The organism is Bifidobacterium aemilianum, from assembly GCF_003315635.1.
Classification (GTDB): Bacteria; Actinomycetota; Actinomycetes; order Actinomycetales; family Bifidobacteriaceae; genus Bifidobacterium; species Bifidobacterium aemilianum.
This window is the reverse complement of sequence record NZ_PDCG01000005.1, coordinates 62,633-78,485: the sequence shown is the minus strand read 5'-3', so window position 1 is coordinate 78,485 and position 15,853 is coordinate 62,633. Positions and strand designations below refer to the sequence as shown.

The window sequence follows — 15,853 nt, the reverse complement described above, 5'->3', positions numbered from 1 at the left end:
TCGGGGACCAGGCCGCAGAGTTCGTTGACGAAGGGTTCAATCTACCGCAGGGCGGCCCCCACGATGTCCTGGTAGGGTCGGCAGATGCTCTTGCGGATAGCGGACCGGGGGGAGTCTATGGTGAACGAGGCCTTGACCAGGTCTCTAAGGGTAGCCAGATCGCTGTCTGTCGGGTATTGGGCGACATCGCCACCGATGATGATGTCCGAGGAGAGGACCGCGCGGATGTTGACAATGGTCTGGGCCAGGTAGTTCAGCATCTGTCGAAGCGTCGGGTCTCCTCTTGGTCGCCCTTGCGCAGGGATTTGAAGAAATGGCTCGGGTCATTAGTGGGGCCGAGAAGGTAGTCCGGGGAGCAGTAGCAGTCCATGCAGCCGCGCTGCCCGCAATAGCAGAGCTCTCCTCCCGGGACCACTCTCATGTGCCCTATGGTGCCATTGCACAGATTGGGCCCTTGGTAGAGCTTCCCGTTGACGATGATGGCTCCTCCCGGTCGATCCTCCAGGTATATGCAGACCGCATCATGGGTATCGGGATCGAACCAAAGTTCTGCCATGGCGGAAGCATCCGCCTCGTGGATGATCATGCTGGGCAGGTCAAGCCCCTGGCTTATGGTCTCAAGGGTAAGGCCGGTGTTGTTGAGTATTTTCCCAAAGCTGATGCTGGCGCCATCGCTGGAGATGAGTCCATGGACGGCGAAAGCCACTCCCAGGACCTTCGACCCGCCCTGCTCCTGGTCTCGTACGAAGCTTGTGATGGCTGCATTCAAGCGTGTGAAATACCCATCGGTGTTGCGGTACCTGCCCTTGAATTGGCGCTTGTCGACGATATCTCCATGAAGTCCGATGGCGCAGATGTTGGTCTGCTTGAGGCCTACCTTCACGCCTAGGGCCAGACGGGAGGTGGGTTCGAACCGGTAGCTGATGGGGCGTCGTCCGCCGGTGGATTGCAGTTGGCCGCCCTGGCTGATTAGTCCTTGCGACTCCAGATCACGAAGATTCTGACTGATGGTGGGCAGACTCAGGCCAAGGTCACGCTCGAGCATCTGCTTGCTGGCGTAAGGGTGTGAGTATAGGTACACCATGATGAGCTTCTGGTTGCGTTCTTTGATGGATATGACTCGAAGTCATGGTCGGAACTCCTTAACTTTTTAAGAGCCCATTTCATTAACATCTATACCGACTGTTGCTAAGACTAGTCCGATTGCCGGGTAAACGACAATGCTGTGAGCGTTAACAATTGGGCTATGAATGTTCGTTTGAATACGCAAACCAATCAAAAGCTCAATATATTGGCAAAATAGCACATAAAATCAACCAATATCGCACTGAAAGCTTTCATCAGGTCAACGTCTTCGGCCATGAAACGCTCAACTTTTGGCCAGGACGAAAAGGTTCGGACTATCGGTTAGATTGTGGTCTGGGTCACAACAAGACCCCTGAAGATCGGTAATCGAACCCAGCCAAAGACCAGATTCAACCAGCTGAGGAGCATTGACGTGACGAAGACAGAGCAGAGCGCAAGTAGCCGGCAGAGCAGCACGCAGGCCTCGGGTGCAGGAACCAAGCCAGGGCTGAAAGATAAGAGCGCTGCAGCCCAGGCCGAGGTCGATGCCCTGGTCAGCAAGGGCCTCAAGGCACTGGATGCCTTTGAGGGCCTGGACCAGGAGCAGGTCGACCGGATTGTGGCCAAGGCCTCGATCGCGGCCCTGAACCAGCACCTGACCCTGGCCAGGATGGCCGTGGAGGAGACCGGCCGTGGCCTGGTGGAGGACAAGGCCACCAAGAACATCTTCGCTTGTGAGCATGTCACCCATTACCTGGCCAAGCAGAAGACCGTCGGCATCATCAGCGAGGACGACGTGATCGGCATCGACGAGATCGCCGAGCCGGTCGGTGTGGTGGCCGGTGTCACCCCGGTGACCAACCCCACCTCCACCACCATCTTCAAGTCCTTGATCGCCCTGAAGACCCGCTGCCCCATCATCTTCGGCTTCCACCCCTTCGCCCAGCGCTGCTCGGCGGAGGCGGCCCGGATCGTACGTGACGCGGCCATCGAGGCCGGTGCCCCCCAGGATTGCATCCAGTGGATCGAGCACCCTTCCGTGGAGGCCACCGGCGCCCTCATGCGCCATCCCGGCATCGCCACCATTCTGGCCACTGGTGGCCCCGGCATGGTCAAGGCCGCCTATTCCTCCGGCAAGCCCGCCCTGGGTGTGGGCGCAGGCAACGCGCCGGCCTACGTGGACCGGGACGTGGATGTGCCCAGGGCCGTCAACGACCTGGTCCTCTCCAAGCATTTCGATTACGGCATGATCTGTGCCACCGAGCAGGCCGTCATCGCCCACCAGGCCATCTACCAGCCCCTGGTTCAGGAGTTCAAGCGCCGCAGGGCCTACTTCGTCAACAAGGAGGAGAAGGCCAAGCTGGAGGAGTTCATGTTCGGCTGCACCGGTGACTCCGGCCAGACCCCCAAGCTCAACTCCATAGTGCCCGGTAAGTCCCCCCAGTGGATCGCCCAGCAGTCCGGCTTCGAGATTCCCGACGACGCCACCATCCTGATCGCCGAATGCTCCCAGGTGGGCGAGCGGGAACCTCTGACCTTGGAGAAGCTGGCCCCGGTCCACGCCCTCCTCAAGGCCAAGGATCAGGACCAGGCCTTCGACCTGTGCGAGCAGATGCTCAAGTACGGCGCCGGCCACACCGCCGCCATCCACAGCAACGACCAGGAGCTGGTGCGCCGCTACGGCCAGAGGATGCACGCCTGCCGGATCATCTGGAACTCGCCCTCCTCCCTGGGTGGCATCGGCGACATCTACAACTGCATAGCCCCCTCCCTGACCCTGGGCTGCGGTTCCTACGGCGGCAACTCGGTCTCGGGCAACGTCCAGGCCGTCAACCTCATCAATGTCAAGCGGATCGCCCGGAGGAACAACAACATGCAATGGTTCAAGGTGCCGGCCAAGACCTACTTCGAGCCCAACGCCATCCGCTACCTGCGGGATATGTACTGCATCCGCCGGGCGGTCATCGTCTGCGACAAGACCATGGAGCAGTTGGGCGTGGTCGACAAGATCATCGACCAGCTGAGGGTACGTGCCCACCAGGTGACCTTCCGCATCATTGATTATGTGGAGCCGGAGCCCTCGGTCGAGACCGTCGAGCGGGGCGCCGAGATGATGCGGGAGGAGTTCGAGCCCGACACCATCATCGCCGTGGGCGGCGGCTCGCCCATGGACGCGGCCAAGATCATGTGGCTTCTCTACGAGCATCCGGAGATCTCCTTCTCCGACGTGCGCGAGAAGTTCTTCGACATCCGCAAGCGGGCCTTCCGCATCCCACCCCTGGGCAAGAAGGCACGGCTGGTCTGCGTCCCCACCTCCTCGGGCACCGGCTCGGAGGTGACCCCCTTCGCGGTCATCACCGACCACAAGACCGGCTACAAGTACCCAATCACCGACTACGCCCTGACCCCCACCGTGGCCATCGTCGATCCGGTCCTGGCCCGCACCCAGCCCCGGACCCTGGCCCAGGACTCGGGCTTTGACTCCCTGACCCACGCCATGGAATCCTATGTGTCGGTCTACGCCAACGACTTCACCGACGGCATGGCCCTGCATGCTGCCAAGCTGATCTGGGACAACCTGGCCCCCTCCATCAACATGGAGCCCGGCCGTGAGCGTGAGGAGGCCCAGGAGAAGATGCACAATGCCGCCACCATGGCCGGCATGGCCTTCGGGTCGGCCTTCCTGGGCATGTGCCACGGCATGGCCCACACCATCGGGGCCCTGTGCAATCTGGCCCATGGCCGCACCAACTCCATCCTCCTGCCCTATGTGATCCGCTACAACGGGTCCATCCCCGAGGAGCCCACCTCCTGGCCCAAGTACAACAAGTATGTAGCCCCGGAGCGCTACCAGGAGCTGGCCAAGACCCTGGGGCTGGACCCGGGAAGCACCGCTGCCGAGGGTGTGGAGACCCTGGCCAGGGCCGTCGAGGACTACCGGGACAATAAGCTGGGCATGAACCGGTCCTTCCAGGACTGCGGTGTGGATGAGGACTACTTCTGGTCCATCCTTGACCAGATCGGTATGAGGGCCTACGAGGACCAGTGCACTCCAGCCAACCCCCGGGTCCCCATGATCGAGGACATGAAGGATATCGCCATCGCGGCCTATTACGGCGTCCCCCAGGAGCAGGGCCACCGCCTGCGGGCCGAGCGTGAGGGCGGGGTCGCCATGGAGGAGCCCTCCCAGCGTTAGCCCAGGCCCGGCCTTGCCTAGCCATATTCAACCGCCCCACCACCGTCCAGGCGATGAGCCACTTTACTGCCAACCAGTGGCTTGCAACCCATGGTGGGTGGGGCGGTTTGGTTGTTTCGGGGGAGGGGCGGAGGGCAGGAAGCGCAGGCATTGGCTGACGACACGCCCGAATTCTGCAGGGCACCCCAAGTGCTTTAATTAAGAAGTTGCCTGTTTTGGGCTCGCATATTGGAATCAAAAAAGCGAGTGCAGTGGTAGAAGCTGGTCTCGGACCGGAGATTGCCTGGCTGCACACTGATGCACAAGACCACGGGGTTCACCCTGGGGGTCCTGCGGCTGGTGTCCTTCAAACGGGTTGGTAAACAGTAAACGAATCGCTAGAAAGGGCGGACGGCAATGGCGGGACAGAAAATCCGCATCAGGCTTAAGTCCTATGACCATGAGGTCATTGACCAATCGGCGAAGAAGATCGTCGAAACGGTCACGAACGCGGGTGCCACTGTGGTGGGCCCCGTTCCTCTGCCTACTGAGAAGAACGTGTTTGTTGTCATCCGTTCTCCTCATAAGTACAAAGATTCCCGCGAGCATTTCGAGATGCGCACCCACAAGCGCCTCATCGACATCGTGGATCCCACGCCCAAGGCGGTGGACTCCCTGATGCACATCGATTTGCCGGCGGACGTCAATATCGAGATCAAGCTCTAAGGAAGGGGGAAACCGCATGTTGCAAAATGGAAATCGCTCTGCACTGCTGGGCCGCAAGCTCGGTATGTCGCAGGTTTGGGACGAGAACGGCTTCTTCGTTCCCGTCACGCTGGTCGACGTGTCCACCAACGTGGTCACCGTCGTCAAGTCCGACGAGTCGGACGGCTACAAGGCCGTTCAACTGGGCTATGGCCAGATTGATCCCACCAAGGTGACCAAGCCGCTTGCCGGCCACTTCGCCAAGGCTGGAGTCACTCCCCGTCGCCACCTGGTCGAGGTCCGTACGGACAGCGCCGAGAGCTTCGAGCCCGGTCAGGAACTGACAGCCGAGGTCTTCCCCGAGGGTGTCGAGGTCGATGTGACCGGCACCACCAAGGGCAAGGGCTTCGCAGGTACCATCAAGCGCTGGGGCTTCAAGTCCTACCGTCGTACCCACGGCTCCCACAAGAACGAACGTCGCCCCGGTTCAGTCGGTGCCTGCGCAACGCCCAGCCGTATTCTCAAGGGCAAGCGCATGGCCGGTCGTATGGGCCATGACACTCTGACCGTGCAGAACCTGACTGTCATCTCCTCGGATGTCGAGAACGGTGTTCTCGCCATCAAGGGTGCGGTTCCCGGTCCCAAGGGTGGCATTGTCCTGGTCCGCACCGCTGTGAAGGGAGCTTGATAGATCATGGCACAAGTTACGCTTAAGGTCACGGACGCCAAGGGTAAGTCCAAGGGCACCATAGACGCTCCGGCCGAGATCTTCGGCCTCTCCCATGAGGAGATCGAGGCTCACGTCCCGCTGATCCACCAGGTCGTCATCGCACAGCTGGCCGCCGCCCGTCAGGGCACCCACGCTGTCAAGACCCGGGGCATGGTCTCCGGGGGTGGCAAGAAGCCCTGGAAGCAGAAGGGCACCGGCCGCGCCCGTCAAGGCTCCATCCGCGCCCCGCAGTGGGTCCACGGTGGTGTCGTCCACGGACCGGTTCCGCGCAAGTACGATCAGCGCACCCCCAAGAAGATGAAGGCAGCAGCCCTGCGCTACATCCTTTCCGACCGCGCCAACGCCGACCGCATCGCCGTCGTGGACCTGGGCATCAAGGATGCTCCCTCCACCAAGGCCGCTGTGGCCGCGCTGACCCCGGTGACCGAGAACAAGTTCACCACGGTCGTGCTCTCCCGCGATAACATCAACGAGTGGCTCTCCGTGCGCAACATCCCCACGGTTCACGTGCTCTTTGCTGACCAGCTGAACACCTATGACGTGGTCACCGCTCAGTACGTCGTCTTCAGCAAGGAAGGTTTCGATGCCTTCATTGCGGCGAAGACCGAGCCGAAAGCCAAGGAGGACTGATTTCCATGGTCGCAATCCACAAGCCCGCTCATGATGTCATCATCAAGCCCGTCGTCTCCGAGAAGAGCTACGCCGGCGCCGATCGTGGCCAGTACACCTTCCTGGTGTCCCCGGACGCCAACAAGGTGCAGATCAAGCAGGCAATCGAATCGATCTTCAAGGTCAAGGTGACGAACGTCAACACCCTCAACCGCGCTGGCAAGAAGCAGCGCACCCGCACCGGTTTCGGTCAGCGCGCCTCACAGAAGCGTGCCATCGTCACCGTGGCAGAGGGTCAGAGCATCGACATCTTCGGTAACTGAAGGCTAGCCGAGAAAGTCAAAGGAAGAACTACATTATGGCTATCCGCGTTTATAAGCCGACGACTGCAGGCCGTCGCAACGCTTCGGTCTCGGACTTCTCCGAGATTACGCGTTCGACTCCTGAGAAGTCGCTGGTACGCAAGCTCAGCAAGACTGGTGGTCGCAACTCTTACGGCCGTATGACCTCCCGCCACCGCGGCGGCGGCCACAAGCGCCAGTATCGTCTCATTGATTTCAAGCGTTGGGACAAGGACGGGGTGCCCGCCAAGGTCGCCGAGATCGAATACGATCCCAACCGTTCCGCCCGAATTGCCCTCCTGCATTATGCAGATGGTGAGAAGCGCTACATCATCGCTCCCGAAGGTGTCAAGCAGGGTGACCTCATTGAGACCGGCCCCAAGGCCGACATCAAGCCCGGCAGCAACCTGCCCCTGCGCAACATCCCCACCGGTACCGTGGTGCACGCCATCGAGCTGCGCCCCCTGGGTGGAGCCAAGATCGCCCGGTCCGCCGGCGCTGGCGTCCAGCTGGTCGCCAAGGACGGTGCCTACGCCCAGCTGCGTATGCCCTCCGGTGAGATCCGCAACGTCGATGCCCGCTGCCGTGCAACGGTCGGCGAGGTCGGCAACGGTGACCACGCCAACATCGACCTGGGCAAGGCCGGTCGCGCACGCTGGCTCGGCCGCCGCCCCCACACCCGTGGTGAGTCCATGAACCCGGTCGACCACCCGCACGGCGGTCGTACACGCGGTGGCAAGCCGCCAGTGTCTCCGTGGGGCAAGGGCGAGGTTCGTACCCGTCATCCCAAGAAGGCCTCGAACAAGATGATTGTTCGTCGTCGTCCCAATGGCAAGAATCGTAAGTAAGGGAGCGTCACTCAGATGACTCGTAGCATCAAGAAGGGCCCCTTCGTCGACGCCCACTTACAGAAGAAAGTCGACGACCAGAACGAAAAAGGCACGCACAACGTCATCAAGACCTGGTCGCGTCGCTCGATGATCACACCTGATTTCATCGGACACACCTTTGCCGTTCACGACGGCCGCAAGCATGTCCCGGTGTTCGTCACCGAGGCCATGGTCGGCCACAAGCTCGGTGAGTTCGCCCCCACGAAGACCTTCAAGGGTCACGTGAAGGACGACAAAAAGGCACGCCGCTAAAGGAGAGTAAAGACTTTATGGAAGCTAAAGCAATTGCACGTCACGTCCGCGTGACGCCGCGCAAGGCTCGCCGCATGGTCGACCTCATCCGAGGAAAGCAAGCGGTAGAAGCCATCACCATCTTGAAATTCGCACCCCAGGATGCCGCGGTTCCCGTGCGCAAGGTCCTGGAGAGCGCGATCGCCAACGCCCGCGTCAAGGCAGATAAGGCCGGTGAGGCCTTCCGTGAGAATGACCTGGTCATCAAGGAGACCTACGTGGACGAGGGCGTGACCCTCAAGCGTTTCCGCGCTCGTGCACAAGGCCGGGCCGGCCGCATCAACAAGCGGACCAGCCACATTACGGTCGTCGTCGCCCAGAAGGAAGGAAACCGCTAATATGGGTCAGAAGATCAATCCCTTTGGCTATCGCCTGGGCATCACTGAAGATCACCGTTCCAAGTGGTTCTCCGATTCCAACAAGCCGGGGGAGCGTTACCGCGACTTCGTCCTGGAAGACGACAAGATCCGCAAGGAGATGAGCAAGGATCTGGAGCGCGCAGGCGTTTCCAAGATCATCATCGAGCGGACCCGTGACCGTGTGCGTGTGGACATCCACACCGCTCGTCCGGGCATCGTCATCGGCCGCCGTGGTGCGGAGGCCGAGCGTGTTCGCGCCAAGCTGGAGAAGATCACGGGCAAGCAGATTCAGCTCAACATCTTCGAGGTTAAGAACGCCGCCCTCGATGCCCAGCTGGTTGCTCAGGGCATCGCCGAGCAGCTGACCAACCGCGTCACCTTCCGTCGTGCCATGCGCAAGGCCCAGCAGGACGCCATGCGCGCCGGTGCCAAGGGTATCCGCATCAAGCTCTCCGGCCGCCTTGGTGGCGCCGAGATGAGTCGTTCCGAGTTCTACCGCGAAGGTCGAGTCCCCCTGCAGACCCTGCGCGCCCTGATTGATTATGGCTTCTTCGAGGCCAGGACCACTTATGGCCGCATAGGTGTCAAGGTCTGGATCTACAAGGGTGACATGACCGAACGCGAGTTCGAAGAGCAGCAGGCCCAGCAGGGTGCCCGCGGCAATGGTGGACGTCGCGGTGGCGATCGTCGCCCCCGCCGTGGCCAGCGCCCGGGCGCCAGCGGAGCCCCGAAGGCCGAAGGCCAGCAGGCGGCTGCGGCTCAGGCTTCCGCTGCACAGGCGGCGCCGGTCGCCGAGCAGTCGGCTCCTGCCACCACGGAAACGAAGGAGTGAGCAGATGCTTATCCCAAAGAGAACAAAGTACCGTAAACAGCAGCGGCCCACCCGTCGGGGTATGTCAAAGGGTGGCAACGAGATCTCCTTCGGCGATTTCGGCATCCAGGCCCTGGCCCCTGCCTACATCACCAACCGGCAGATTGAGGCGGCTCGTATCGCCATGACCCGTTACATCAAGCGTGGCGGCCGTGTGTGGATCACGATCTTCCCCGATCGCCCCTTGACCAAGCACCCGCTGGGTTCGCGAATGGGTTCCGGTAAGGGTACGCCCGAGTTCTGGATCGCCAACGTGCACCCTGGCCGTGTGATGTTCGAGATTGGTGGCGTCAGCGAGGATGTGGCCCGTGAGGCCCTTCGTCGTGCCATTGACAAGCTCCCCATGAAGTGCCGCATTATCGCACGTGAAGGTGGTGACATCTGATGTCTCTAGGAACTGCAGAGTATTCGGTCGAGAAGTTGGGCGAGAAGACCAACGTTGAGATTGAGGATTTCCTGAAGAAGTCCAAGGAAGAGCTCTTTAACCTGCGCTTCCAGGCAGCGACCGGCCAGCTGACGGGTTCCGCCCGCATCAAGGCCGTCAAGCACGACATCGCCAGGATGTACACCGTCCTTCGTGAGCGTGAGCTTGGCATCAGCCAGGAGCCGACAGCATCCGATACTAAAGCTGAGGAGAAGTAAGCATGGCTGAAGAGAGCACTCGCAACTTCCGCAAGGTTCATACCGGCTCCGTCGTGTCCGATGCCATGGACAAGACGATTACCGTTGAGCTTGAGCAGCGTTCGACCCACCCTCTGTACGGCAAGGTCGTTCGTACCACTCGCAAGGTCAAGGTCCATGATGAACACAACGATGCCCACATTGGTGACATCGTGAGTATTATGGAGACTCGGCCCTTGAGCAAGACCAAGCGTTGGCGTCTCGACTCGATCGTCGAGCGCGCCAAGTAACAAGTTCGGCAAGGCTCCGCGGCTCACCTTCATGGTGGCCGGGGAGAACCAGCTCGGCTAAGGAGAATCAATGATTCAGCAGGAATCGCGGCTTCACGTCGCCGACAACACGGGTGCCAAGGAGATTCTGGCCATCCGCGTGCTCGGCGGGTCGAAGCGACGCTATGCCGGCATCGGCGACGTAATCGTCGCCACCGTCAAGGATGCAATCCCCGGCGGGTCGGTCAAGAAGGGCGAAGTGGTCAAGGCCGTTGTCGTCCGTACTGTCAAGGAGCACCGCCGCAACGACGGCTCCTATATCAAGTTCGACGAGAATGCTGCAGTGATTCTCGGCTCAGGCCGTGAACCCAAGGGCACTCGTATCTTCGGACCGGTCGGTCGTGAACTGCGCGACAAGCGCTTCATGAAGATCGTGTCCCTCGCACCGGAGGTGATCTGATAATGGTAGCCAAGATCAAGTCGGGCGACCAGGTCAAGGTCATCCGCGGCAAGGATCGCGGCAAGGAGGGCAAGGTCCTGCGGGTCCTGCCCAACGACAAGCTGATCGTCGAAGGCGTTCAAATCGTCAAGAAGCATGTGCGCGCCACCCAGGAGGGTCAGCAGGCGGGAATTGTCCCCACTGAGGCTCCGATTCATCGTTCCAATGTCATGGTCATCGATCCTGAGACCAAGGAACCGACCCGTGTCGGCGTCAAGGTCACCCAGGAGGCCCGTGACGGCAAGGTGAAGAACGTGCGTGTGCGCATCGCCAAGAAGTCCGGAAAGGAGCTGGCATGAGCGACACCGAAGCAATCGCCGTCGAGGCACCCAAGGTTCCCCGTCTGAAGCAGCGCTACATGGATGAGATCGTGCCTGAACTCGAGAAGGAGTTCACCTACTCCAATCCCATGCAGGTTGCCAAGGTCCAGAAGGTTGTCGTCTCCATGGGTGTGGGTGCCGCTGCACGCGACTCCAAGCTCATCGAGGGCGCCGTCAAGGACCTGACCCTGATCACCGGCCAGAAGCCGAAGATTACCATCGCCAAGAAGTCCGTTGCGCAGTTCCACCTGCGTGAGGGCCAGGCAATCGGCGCATACGTCACCTTGCGTGGTGAGCGCATGTGGGAGTTCCTGGACCGTCTGCTGACCCTCGCTCTGCCTCGTATCCGCGACTTCCGCGGCATCTCCGGCAAGCAGTTCGATGGCCAGGGAAACTACAACTTTGGTCTGACCGAGCAGTCCATGTTCCACGAGATTGATCCCGATCAGATCGACCACCAGCGTGGTATGGACATCACCGTGGTGACCAGCACCAAGGATGACAAGGAAGCTAGGGCCCTGCTCAAGCATCTTGGATTCCCTTTCAAGGAGAACTGATATGGCAAAAACCGCTCTGAGGAACAAGGCGGCCGCCAAGCCGAAGTTCAAGGTGCGCGGCTACACGCGCTGCCAGGTTTGTGGCCGTCCCCACTCCGTATATCGCAAGTTCGGGCTCTGCCGCATCTGCCTTCGTGAGAAGGCACACCGCGGTGAGTTGCCCGGAGTTACGAAGTCCAGTTGGTAAAGATCGACGCTGAAGGTCCTTTGCCTGGTTCGGATTCCCGATCAGGCAAAGGAAACCATGGCGAGAAAGGGCGTTAGCCCACATGACAATGACAGATCCCATCGCAGATATGCTGACGCGTCTGCGTAATGCGAGTGCGGCAAAGCACGAGACCGTTGAAATGCCGTATTCCAAGTTCAAGGCGAACATCGCCCAGATCCTGAAGCGTGAAGGCTACATCAAGGACTTCGCAGCCAAGGAGGCCCGCGTGGGCCAGACCCTTGAGGTCACCCTCAAGTATGGCCCCCACGGCGAGCAGTCCATTCAGGGCATCAAGCGTATTTCCAAGCCCGGCCTGCGCCGTTACGCGAAGTCGGACTCCCTGCCCATGCCTTTGGGTGGTCTGGGAATCGCCATCATCTCGACCAGTTCGGGATTGCTGACACAAAAGGAATGCCTCGATAGGGGCATTGGTGGCGAAATCGTCGCCTTCGTTTGGTGAGAAAGGAGAGCAAACATGGCATCACATATCGGTAAGCTCCCCGTCACCATTCCTGACGGCGTAGACGTGACCATCAAGGGTCAGTCCTTCTCAGTCAAGGGCCCCAAGGGTTCTGACTCCTATGAGATCCCCGAAGGCATCACCGCCAAGGTCGAGGACCAGTCCATCGTGCTGACCCCGGTTGATGATGAGCGCACCACCCGTGCCATGCACGGTCTGGCCCGTTCGCTCGTCGCCTCCATGGTCCAGGGTGTGCACAGTGGCTTCTCCAAGACCCTCGACATCGTGGGTACGGGTTACCGCGCCCAGAAGAAGGGCAAGGGCATCGAGTTCTCCCTGGGTTACTCCCATACCATCACGGTCGATCCCCCGGAAGGCATTGAGTTTGAACTGCCCAACGCCAACCAGGTGATCGTCAAGGGCAACGACAAGCAGGCCGTTGGCCAGGCTGCCGCGAACATCCGCAAGCTGCGCGCCCCCGAACCCTACAAGGGCAAGGGCATCAAGTACTCTGACGAGCACATTGTGCGCAAGGCTGGAAAGGCTGGTAAGTGATATGACCGTGAAGATTCTCGGTAAGGGCAAGAAGGTCGCAAGACTGCGCCGCCATGCCCGTCTGCGCAAGCATATCTCCGGTACCGCCGAGCTGCCCCGCCTGGTGGTCACCCGTTCCAACCGCCACATGGTGGCCCAGTTGGTTGATGACACCAAGGGTGTAACTCTGGTCAGCCAGAGCACACTGGCCGCTGATTTCGCTGATTTCAAGGGAACCAAGACCGAGGCTGCCAAGCAGGTCGGTACGCTCATCGCCAAGAAGGCCAAGGACGCGGGCATATCCGCAGTCGTGTTCGATCGTGGCGGCAACAAGTATCATGGTCGCGTCGCAGCTGTCGCTGAGGGCGCCCGCGAGGGAGGTCTGGCACTATGAGCGATCAGGAAAAGGAAACCCAAGTGGCTGAAGAAACTCAGAATGCCCAGGCTTCCACTCAGGAGCAGGGCGATGACAGCAAGGGTCGCCGCAACCGTCACGGCCGTCACGGCAGTGGCCGTGGCAACCGTGGCCGCCGTGAAGAGAACCATGCAGACGAGCTGCTCGACCGCGTGGTGACCATCAACCGTGTTTCCAAAACCCACAAGGGTGGCCGTACCTTCAGTTTCGCCGCCCTCGTGGTGGTTGGTGACGGCAAGGGCACCGTGGGTGTGGGCTATGGCAAGTCCCGTGAGGTCCCGGCGGCCATCGCCAAGGGCCAGCTGGACGCCAAGAAGCACATGTTTACTGTGCCGCGCATCAAGGGCACGGTTCCTCACCCCATCATCGGCCATGATGCGGCAGGCACCGTTCTGCTTCGTCCGGCTGCTCCGGGTACCGGCGTTATCGCCGGTGGTGCTGTTCGCGCTGTTATGGAGTGCGCAGGCATCACCGACATCCTGACCAAGTCCATGGGATCGGCCACCGCTGTCAACGTGGTGCGCGCCACCGTGGATGCCCTCAAGAACCTTGAAGACCCTGAGGAGATCGCCGCCCGCCGTGGTCTGTCCATGGAGGAGGTCGTCCCCGATGCCCTCCTGCGTGCCCGCGCCGAAGGCATCGCCGAGGCCCGTCAGGCCCGTGAGGACGCCAAGGCTGAGGCCGCCCAGAGCAAGTCCGATGCAAAGGATGGTGAGTGATGGCACAGATTAAGATCACCTTGGTCAAGGGACTGGTCAACCAGAAGCCCAACCAGCGCGCTTCCGTCCAGACCCTTGGTCTTCGCAAGATCGGTCAGAGCGTTGTGCGTGAGGACACCCCCGCAAACCGTGGTCTGGCCAACGCTGTGCGCCACTTGGTCACCATTGAGGAGACTGATTGATTATGGCAAGTGAAGAAAACACCATCCTGCAGATGCATGATCTGCGCCCGGCCCCCGGTGCCAAGAAGGAACGTACCCGTGTCGGTCGTGGTGAGGGTTCCAAGGGTAAGACCTCAGGCCGTGGTGACAAGGGCACCAAGAAGCGCTATCAGGTTCGTCCTGGCTTCGAAGGTGGTCAGTTGCCTCTGTACATGCGTCTGCCCAAGCTCCGTGGCTTCAAGAGCCCCTTCAAGAAGGAGTTCCAGGTCGTCAACATCTCGACTCTGGCCAAGCTCTTCCCCAAGGGCGGCGAGGTCACTGTCGAGGATCTGATAGAGCAGGGCGCTGTGCGTCACGGTTACCCGGTCAAGGTTCTGGGCGACGGCGAGTGCCAGCAGGCCTTCAAGCTCAAGGGCGTCAAGGCCTCGGCATCCGCCAAGAGCAAGATTGAGGCCGCAGGCGGTTCCATCTCAGAGGAGTAATGCTCTGACGGGACACGCTGAGGGCTGTTAGGTTGGCTCTCCCCGTACCAGGCGGGGAGAGCCTTTCACATGAGCAAGATGCCTGACATTGGGGAGAGGACGCTGCCATCGGTCCGATGACGGACACGGAGGTAGACGGTCTAAGTTAGGCTCTATGCTGAGAGACTGTTTGCATGGGTGCGTGGTCAACGCGCTACAAGGGAAGGAAACCCCAGGTGAGGACGTTAATCCAGGCCTTAAGGACCAAGGAGTTGAGACACAAGATTCTCTTCGTGCTTGGCATGATTATCATCTACCGGATTGGTTCTTTCATACCTACCCCGGGTGTGGATTATAAGGTTGTTAGTCAGTGTGTGAGCACGCTGTCCAATAACCAGGAGAACTTTGTCGGTCTGGTGAACCTCTTCTCCGGCGGTGCCATGCTCCAGCTGTCGATTTTCGCCTTGGGTGTCATGCCCTATATCACGGCTTCAATCGTTATCCAGCTGCTGCGTGTGGTCATTCCCCGTTTTGAGGCCCTCCACAAGGAAGGGCAGTCCGGCGAGACCAAGCTGACCCAGTACACTCGGTACCTGACCATCGGCCTGGCCATACTCCAATCCACCACCATCCTGGTCACCGCCCGTTCCGGTGCCCTCTTCAACTACCAGTGCGGCAAGGTCATCCCGGATGAGTCCGTCTGGAACCTGGTCGTCATGGTCATGGTCATGACCGGCGGCACCGGTCTGATCATGTGGATGGCCGAGCTCATCACCGACAAGGGCATTGGCCAGGGCATGTCCATACTGATCTTCATGTCCATCTGCTCCGGTTTCCTGCCCAAGCTTTGGGAGATCGGTTGGGGCACCGACGGCAAGAACGGCGACTGGACCAAGTTCGGCATCGTCACCGCCGTGCTGATTGTCATCCTCATCCTCGTGGATTTCGTTGAGCTTTCCCAGCGCAGGATTCCCGTCCAGTACACCCGGCGGATGATCGGCCGGAAGATGTACGGCGGATCCTCCACCTACCTGCCCTTGAAGATCAACATGTCCGGCGTCATCCCGCCCATCTTCGCCTCCTCGATCCTGGCCATTCCGACCCTGATCGCCCAGTTCGCCCCCAAGGAGAAGTGGGCCACCTGGATCAATGACAACTTTGCCAACACCACCTCGATCTGGTACATAGCGATCTATTCGTTGATGATCGTGTTCTTCTGCTTCTTCTACACGTCGATCACCTTCGACCCGGACGAGACGGCGGACAACATGAAGGAATATGGCGGCTTCATTCCCGGCATCCGCGCCGGCTCGGCCACCTCCCGCTACCTCAAGTACGTCCTGAACCGCTTGAACACGGTCGGTGCTGTCTACCTCCTCTTCGTGGCGCTGATTCCCACCGTGCTGATCATGGCCCTGGGGCTCAACAACCAGCTGCCCTTCGGTGGTACCACCATCCTGATCATCGCGGGTGTCGGCCTGGACACCCTGCGGCAGGCCAAGGCGCAGACAGAGCAGTTCCAATACACCGGCTTCCTCTTCGAGAATACGGAGCACGTCGAAGGCAAGTAAATCATTGAGCTGTCCCGTTGCC

At 60.4% G+C, this 15,853-nt stretch carries 25 protein-coding genes; 23 read left to right on the top strand and 2 right to left on the bottom strand.

The genetic code is table 11. The features are described from left to right. Positions 1-41: 41 nt before the first annotated feature. A complete protein-coding gene (locus tag CRD60_RS09135) occupies positions 42-260 on the bottom strand; it encodes a hypothetical protein (RefSeq protein ID WP_236630866.1) in 219 nt (72 codons plus the stop codon). Beyond that, entirely contained in the window at positions 254-1,084 is an 831-nt protein-coding gene (locus CRD60_RS06130; protein WP_236630865.1) for an ROK family transcriptional regulator, read from the bottom strand. The genes CRD60_RS09135 and CRD60_RS06130 overlap by 7 nt, the downstream gene beginning before the upstream one ends. A gap of 489 nt (positions 1,085-1,573) precedes the next feature. Between CRD60_RS06130 and adhE the strand changes: the two genes are divergently transcribed. From adhE to secY, 23 genes are all read left to right on the top strand, one after another. After that, positions 1,574-4,261, top strand: coding sequence for a bifunctional acetaldehyde-CoA/alcohol dehydrogenase (gene adhE / locus CRD60_RS06125; protein WP_236630876.1), 2,688 nt, complete (start codon positions 1,574-1,576; stop codon positions 4,259-4,261). A 396-nt stretch (positions 4,262-4,657) separates the two neighbouring features. Further along, entirely contained in the window at positions 4,658-4,966 is a 309-nt protein-coding gene (gene rpsJ, locus CRD60_RS06120) for a 30S ribosomal protein S10 (protein ID WP_003808013.1), read from the top strand. Positions 4,967-4,982: 16 nt separating this feature from the next. Then, positions 4,983-5,633: a 50S ribosomal protein L3 gene (gene rplC / locus CRD60_RS06115; protein ID WP_113860413.1), complete on the top strand. Its 651-nt coding sequence runs from the start codon at positions 4,983-4,985 to the stop codon at positions 5,631-5,633. Positions 5,634-5,639: 6 nt separating this feature from the next. Beyond that, a complete protein-coding gene (gene rplD / locus CRD60_RS06110) occupies positions 5,640-6,305 on the top strand; it encodes a 50S ribosomal protein L4 (protein ID WP_113860412.1) in 666 nt (221 codons plus the stop codon). Positions 6,306-6,310: 5 nt separating this feature from the next. Further along, a complete protein-coding gene (rplW, locus tag CRD60_RS06105; RefSeq protein ID WP_113860411.1) occupies positions 6,311-6,607 on the top strand; it encodes a 50S ribosomal protein L23 in 297 nt (98 codons plus the stop codon). Between the two features lie 35 nt (positions 6,608-6,642). Further along, the gene (gene rplB / locus CRD60_RS06100; RefSeq protein ID WP_113860410.1) at positions 6,643-7,473 is read left to right on the top strand and encodes a 50S ribosomal protein L2; all 831 of its coding nucleotides are present in this window, start codon (positions 6,643-6,645) and stop codon (positions 7,471-7,473) included. Between the two features lie 15 nt (positions 7,474-7,488). After that, positions 7,489-7,767, top strand: a complete 279-nt coding sequence (rpsS, locus tag CRD60_RS06095) for a 30S ribosomal protein S19 (RefSeq protein WP_113860409.1) — start codon at positions 7,489-7,491, stop codon at positions 7,765-7,767. Between the two features lie 17 nt (positions 7,768-7,784). Beyond that, positions 7,785-8,144, top strand: a complete 360-nt coding sequence (gene rplV, locus CRD60_RS06090) for a 50S ribosomal protein L22 (protein ID WP_113860408.1) — start codon at positions 7,785-7,787, stop codon at positions 8,142-8,144. 1 nt (position 8,145) lies between these two features. Next, a complete protein-coding gene (gene rpsC, locus CRD60_RS06085) occupies positions 8,146-8,997 on the top strand; it encodes a 30S ribosomal protein S3 (protein ID WP_113860407.1) in 852 nt (283 codons plus the stop codon). Positions 8,998-9,001: 4 nt separating this feature from the next. Next, entirely contained in the window at positions 9,002-9,421 is a 420-nt protein-coding gene (gene rplP, locus CRD60_RS06080) for a 50S ribosomal protein L16 (RefSeq protein ID WP_113860406.1), read from the top strand. Further along, on the top strand, positions 9,421-9,678 hold the full coding sequence (gene rpmC / locus CRD60_RS06075; RefSeq protein ID WP_113860405.1) for a 50S ribosomal protein L29: 258 nt from the start codon (positions 9,421-9,423) through the stop codon (positions 9,676-9,678). The genes rplP and rpmC overlap by 1 nt, the downstream gene beginning before the upstream one ends. A gap of 2 nt (positions 9,679-9,680) precedes the next feature. Then, positions 9,681-9,947, top strand: coding sequence for a 30S ribosomal protein S17 (gene rpsQ, locus CRD60_RS06070; protein WP_113860404.1), 267 nt, complete (start codon positions 9,681-9,683; stop codon positions 9,945-9,947). A gap of 70 nt (positions 9,948-10,017) precedes the next feature. Then, complete coding sequence (gene rplN / locus CRD60_RS06065; RefSeq protein WP_113860403.1) at positions 10,018-10,386, top strand: 50S ribosomal protein L14; 369 nt, start codon at positions 10,018-10,020, stop codon at positions 10,384-10,386. A gap of 2 nt (positions 10,387-10,388) precedes the next feature. Beyond that, positions 10,389-10,724 carry a 50S ribosomal protein L24 gene (gene rplX / locus CRD60_RS06060; RefSeq protein WP_113860402.1) on the top strand — a complete coding sequence of 112 codons (336 nt, stop codon included), beginning with the start codon at positions 10,389-10,391 and terminating at the stop codon, positions 10,722-10,724. Continuing rightward, a complete protein-coding gene (gene rplE / locus CRD60_RS06055; RefSeq protein WP_113860401.1) occupies positions 10,721-11,302 on the top strand; it encodes a 50S ribosomal protein L5 in 582 nt (193 codons plus the stop codon). The genes rplX and rplE overlap by 4 nt, the downstream gene beginning before the upstream one ends. Position 11,303: 1 nt before the next feature. After that, the gene (locus CRD60_RS06050; RefSeq protein WP_091847705.1) at positions 11,304-11,489 is read left to right on the top strand and encodes a type Z 30S ribosomal protein S14; all 186 of its coding nucleotides are present in this window, start codon (positions 11,304-11,306) and stop codon (positions 11,487-11,489) included. 82 nt (positions 11,490-11,571) lie between these two features. Then, positions 11,572-11,970: a 30S ribosomal protein S8 gene (gene rpsH, locus CRD60_RS06045; RefSeq protein ID WP_113860400.1), complete on the top strand. Its 399-nt coding sequence runs from the start codon at positions 11,572-11,574 to the stop codon at positions 11,968-11,970. A 15-nt stretch (positions 11,971-11,985) separates the two neighbouring features. After that, on the top strand, positions 11,986-12,525 hold the full coding sequence (gene rplF, locus CRD60_RS06040) for a 50S ribosomal protein L6 (RefSeq protein WP_113860399.1): 540 nt from the start codon (positions 11,986-11,988) through the stop codon (positions 12,523-12,525). Between the two features lies 1 nt (position 12,526). After that, positions 12,527-12,898, top strand: coding sequence for a 50S ribosomal protein L18 (gene rplR / locus CRD60_RS06035; RefSeq protein ID WP_113860398.1), 372 nt, complete (start codon positions 12,527-12,529; stop codon positions 12,896-12,898). Next, positions 12,895-13,638, top strand: coding sequence for a 30S ribosomal protein S5 (gene rpsE / locus CRD60_RS06030; RefSeq protein ID WP_113860397.1), 744 nt, complete (start codon positions 12,895-12,897; stop codon positions 13,636-13,638). The genes rplR and rpsE overlap by 4 nt, the downstream gene beginning before the upstream one ends. Further along, positions 13,638-13,820, top strand: a complete 183-nt coding sequence (rpmD, locus tag CRD60_RS06025) for a 50S ribosomal protein L30 (RefSeq protein WP_113860396.1) — start codon at positions 13,638-13,640, stop codon at positions 13,818-13,820. Before rpsE ends, rpmD begins: the two co-directional genes overlap by 1 nt. 2 nt (positions 13,821-13,822) lie before the next feature. Continuing rightward, positions 13,823-14,281: a 50S ribosomal protein L15 gene (rplO, locus tag CRD60_RS06020; protein WP_113860395.1), complete on the top strand. Its 459-nt coding sequence runs from the start codon at positions 13,823-13,825 to the stop codon at positions 14,279-14,281. A 215-nt stretch (positions 14,282-14,496) separates the two neighbouring features. After that, positions 14,497-15,831: a preprotein translocase subunit SecY gene (secY, locus tag CRD60_RS06015; RefSeq protein WP_113860394.1), complete on the top strand. Its 1,335-nt coding sequence runs from the start codon at positions 14,497-14,499 to the stop codon at positions 15,829-15,831. Positions 15,832-15,853 lie beyond the last annotated feature (22 nt).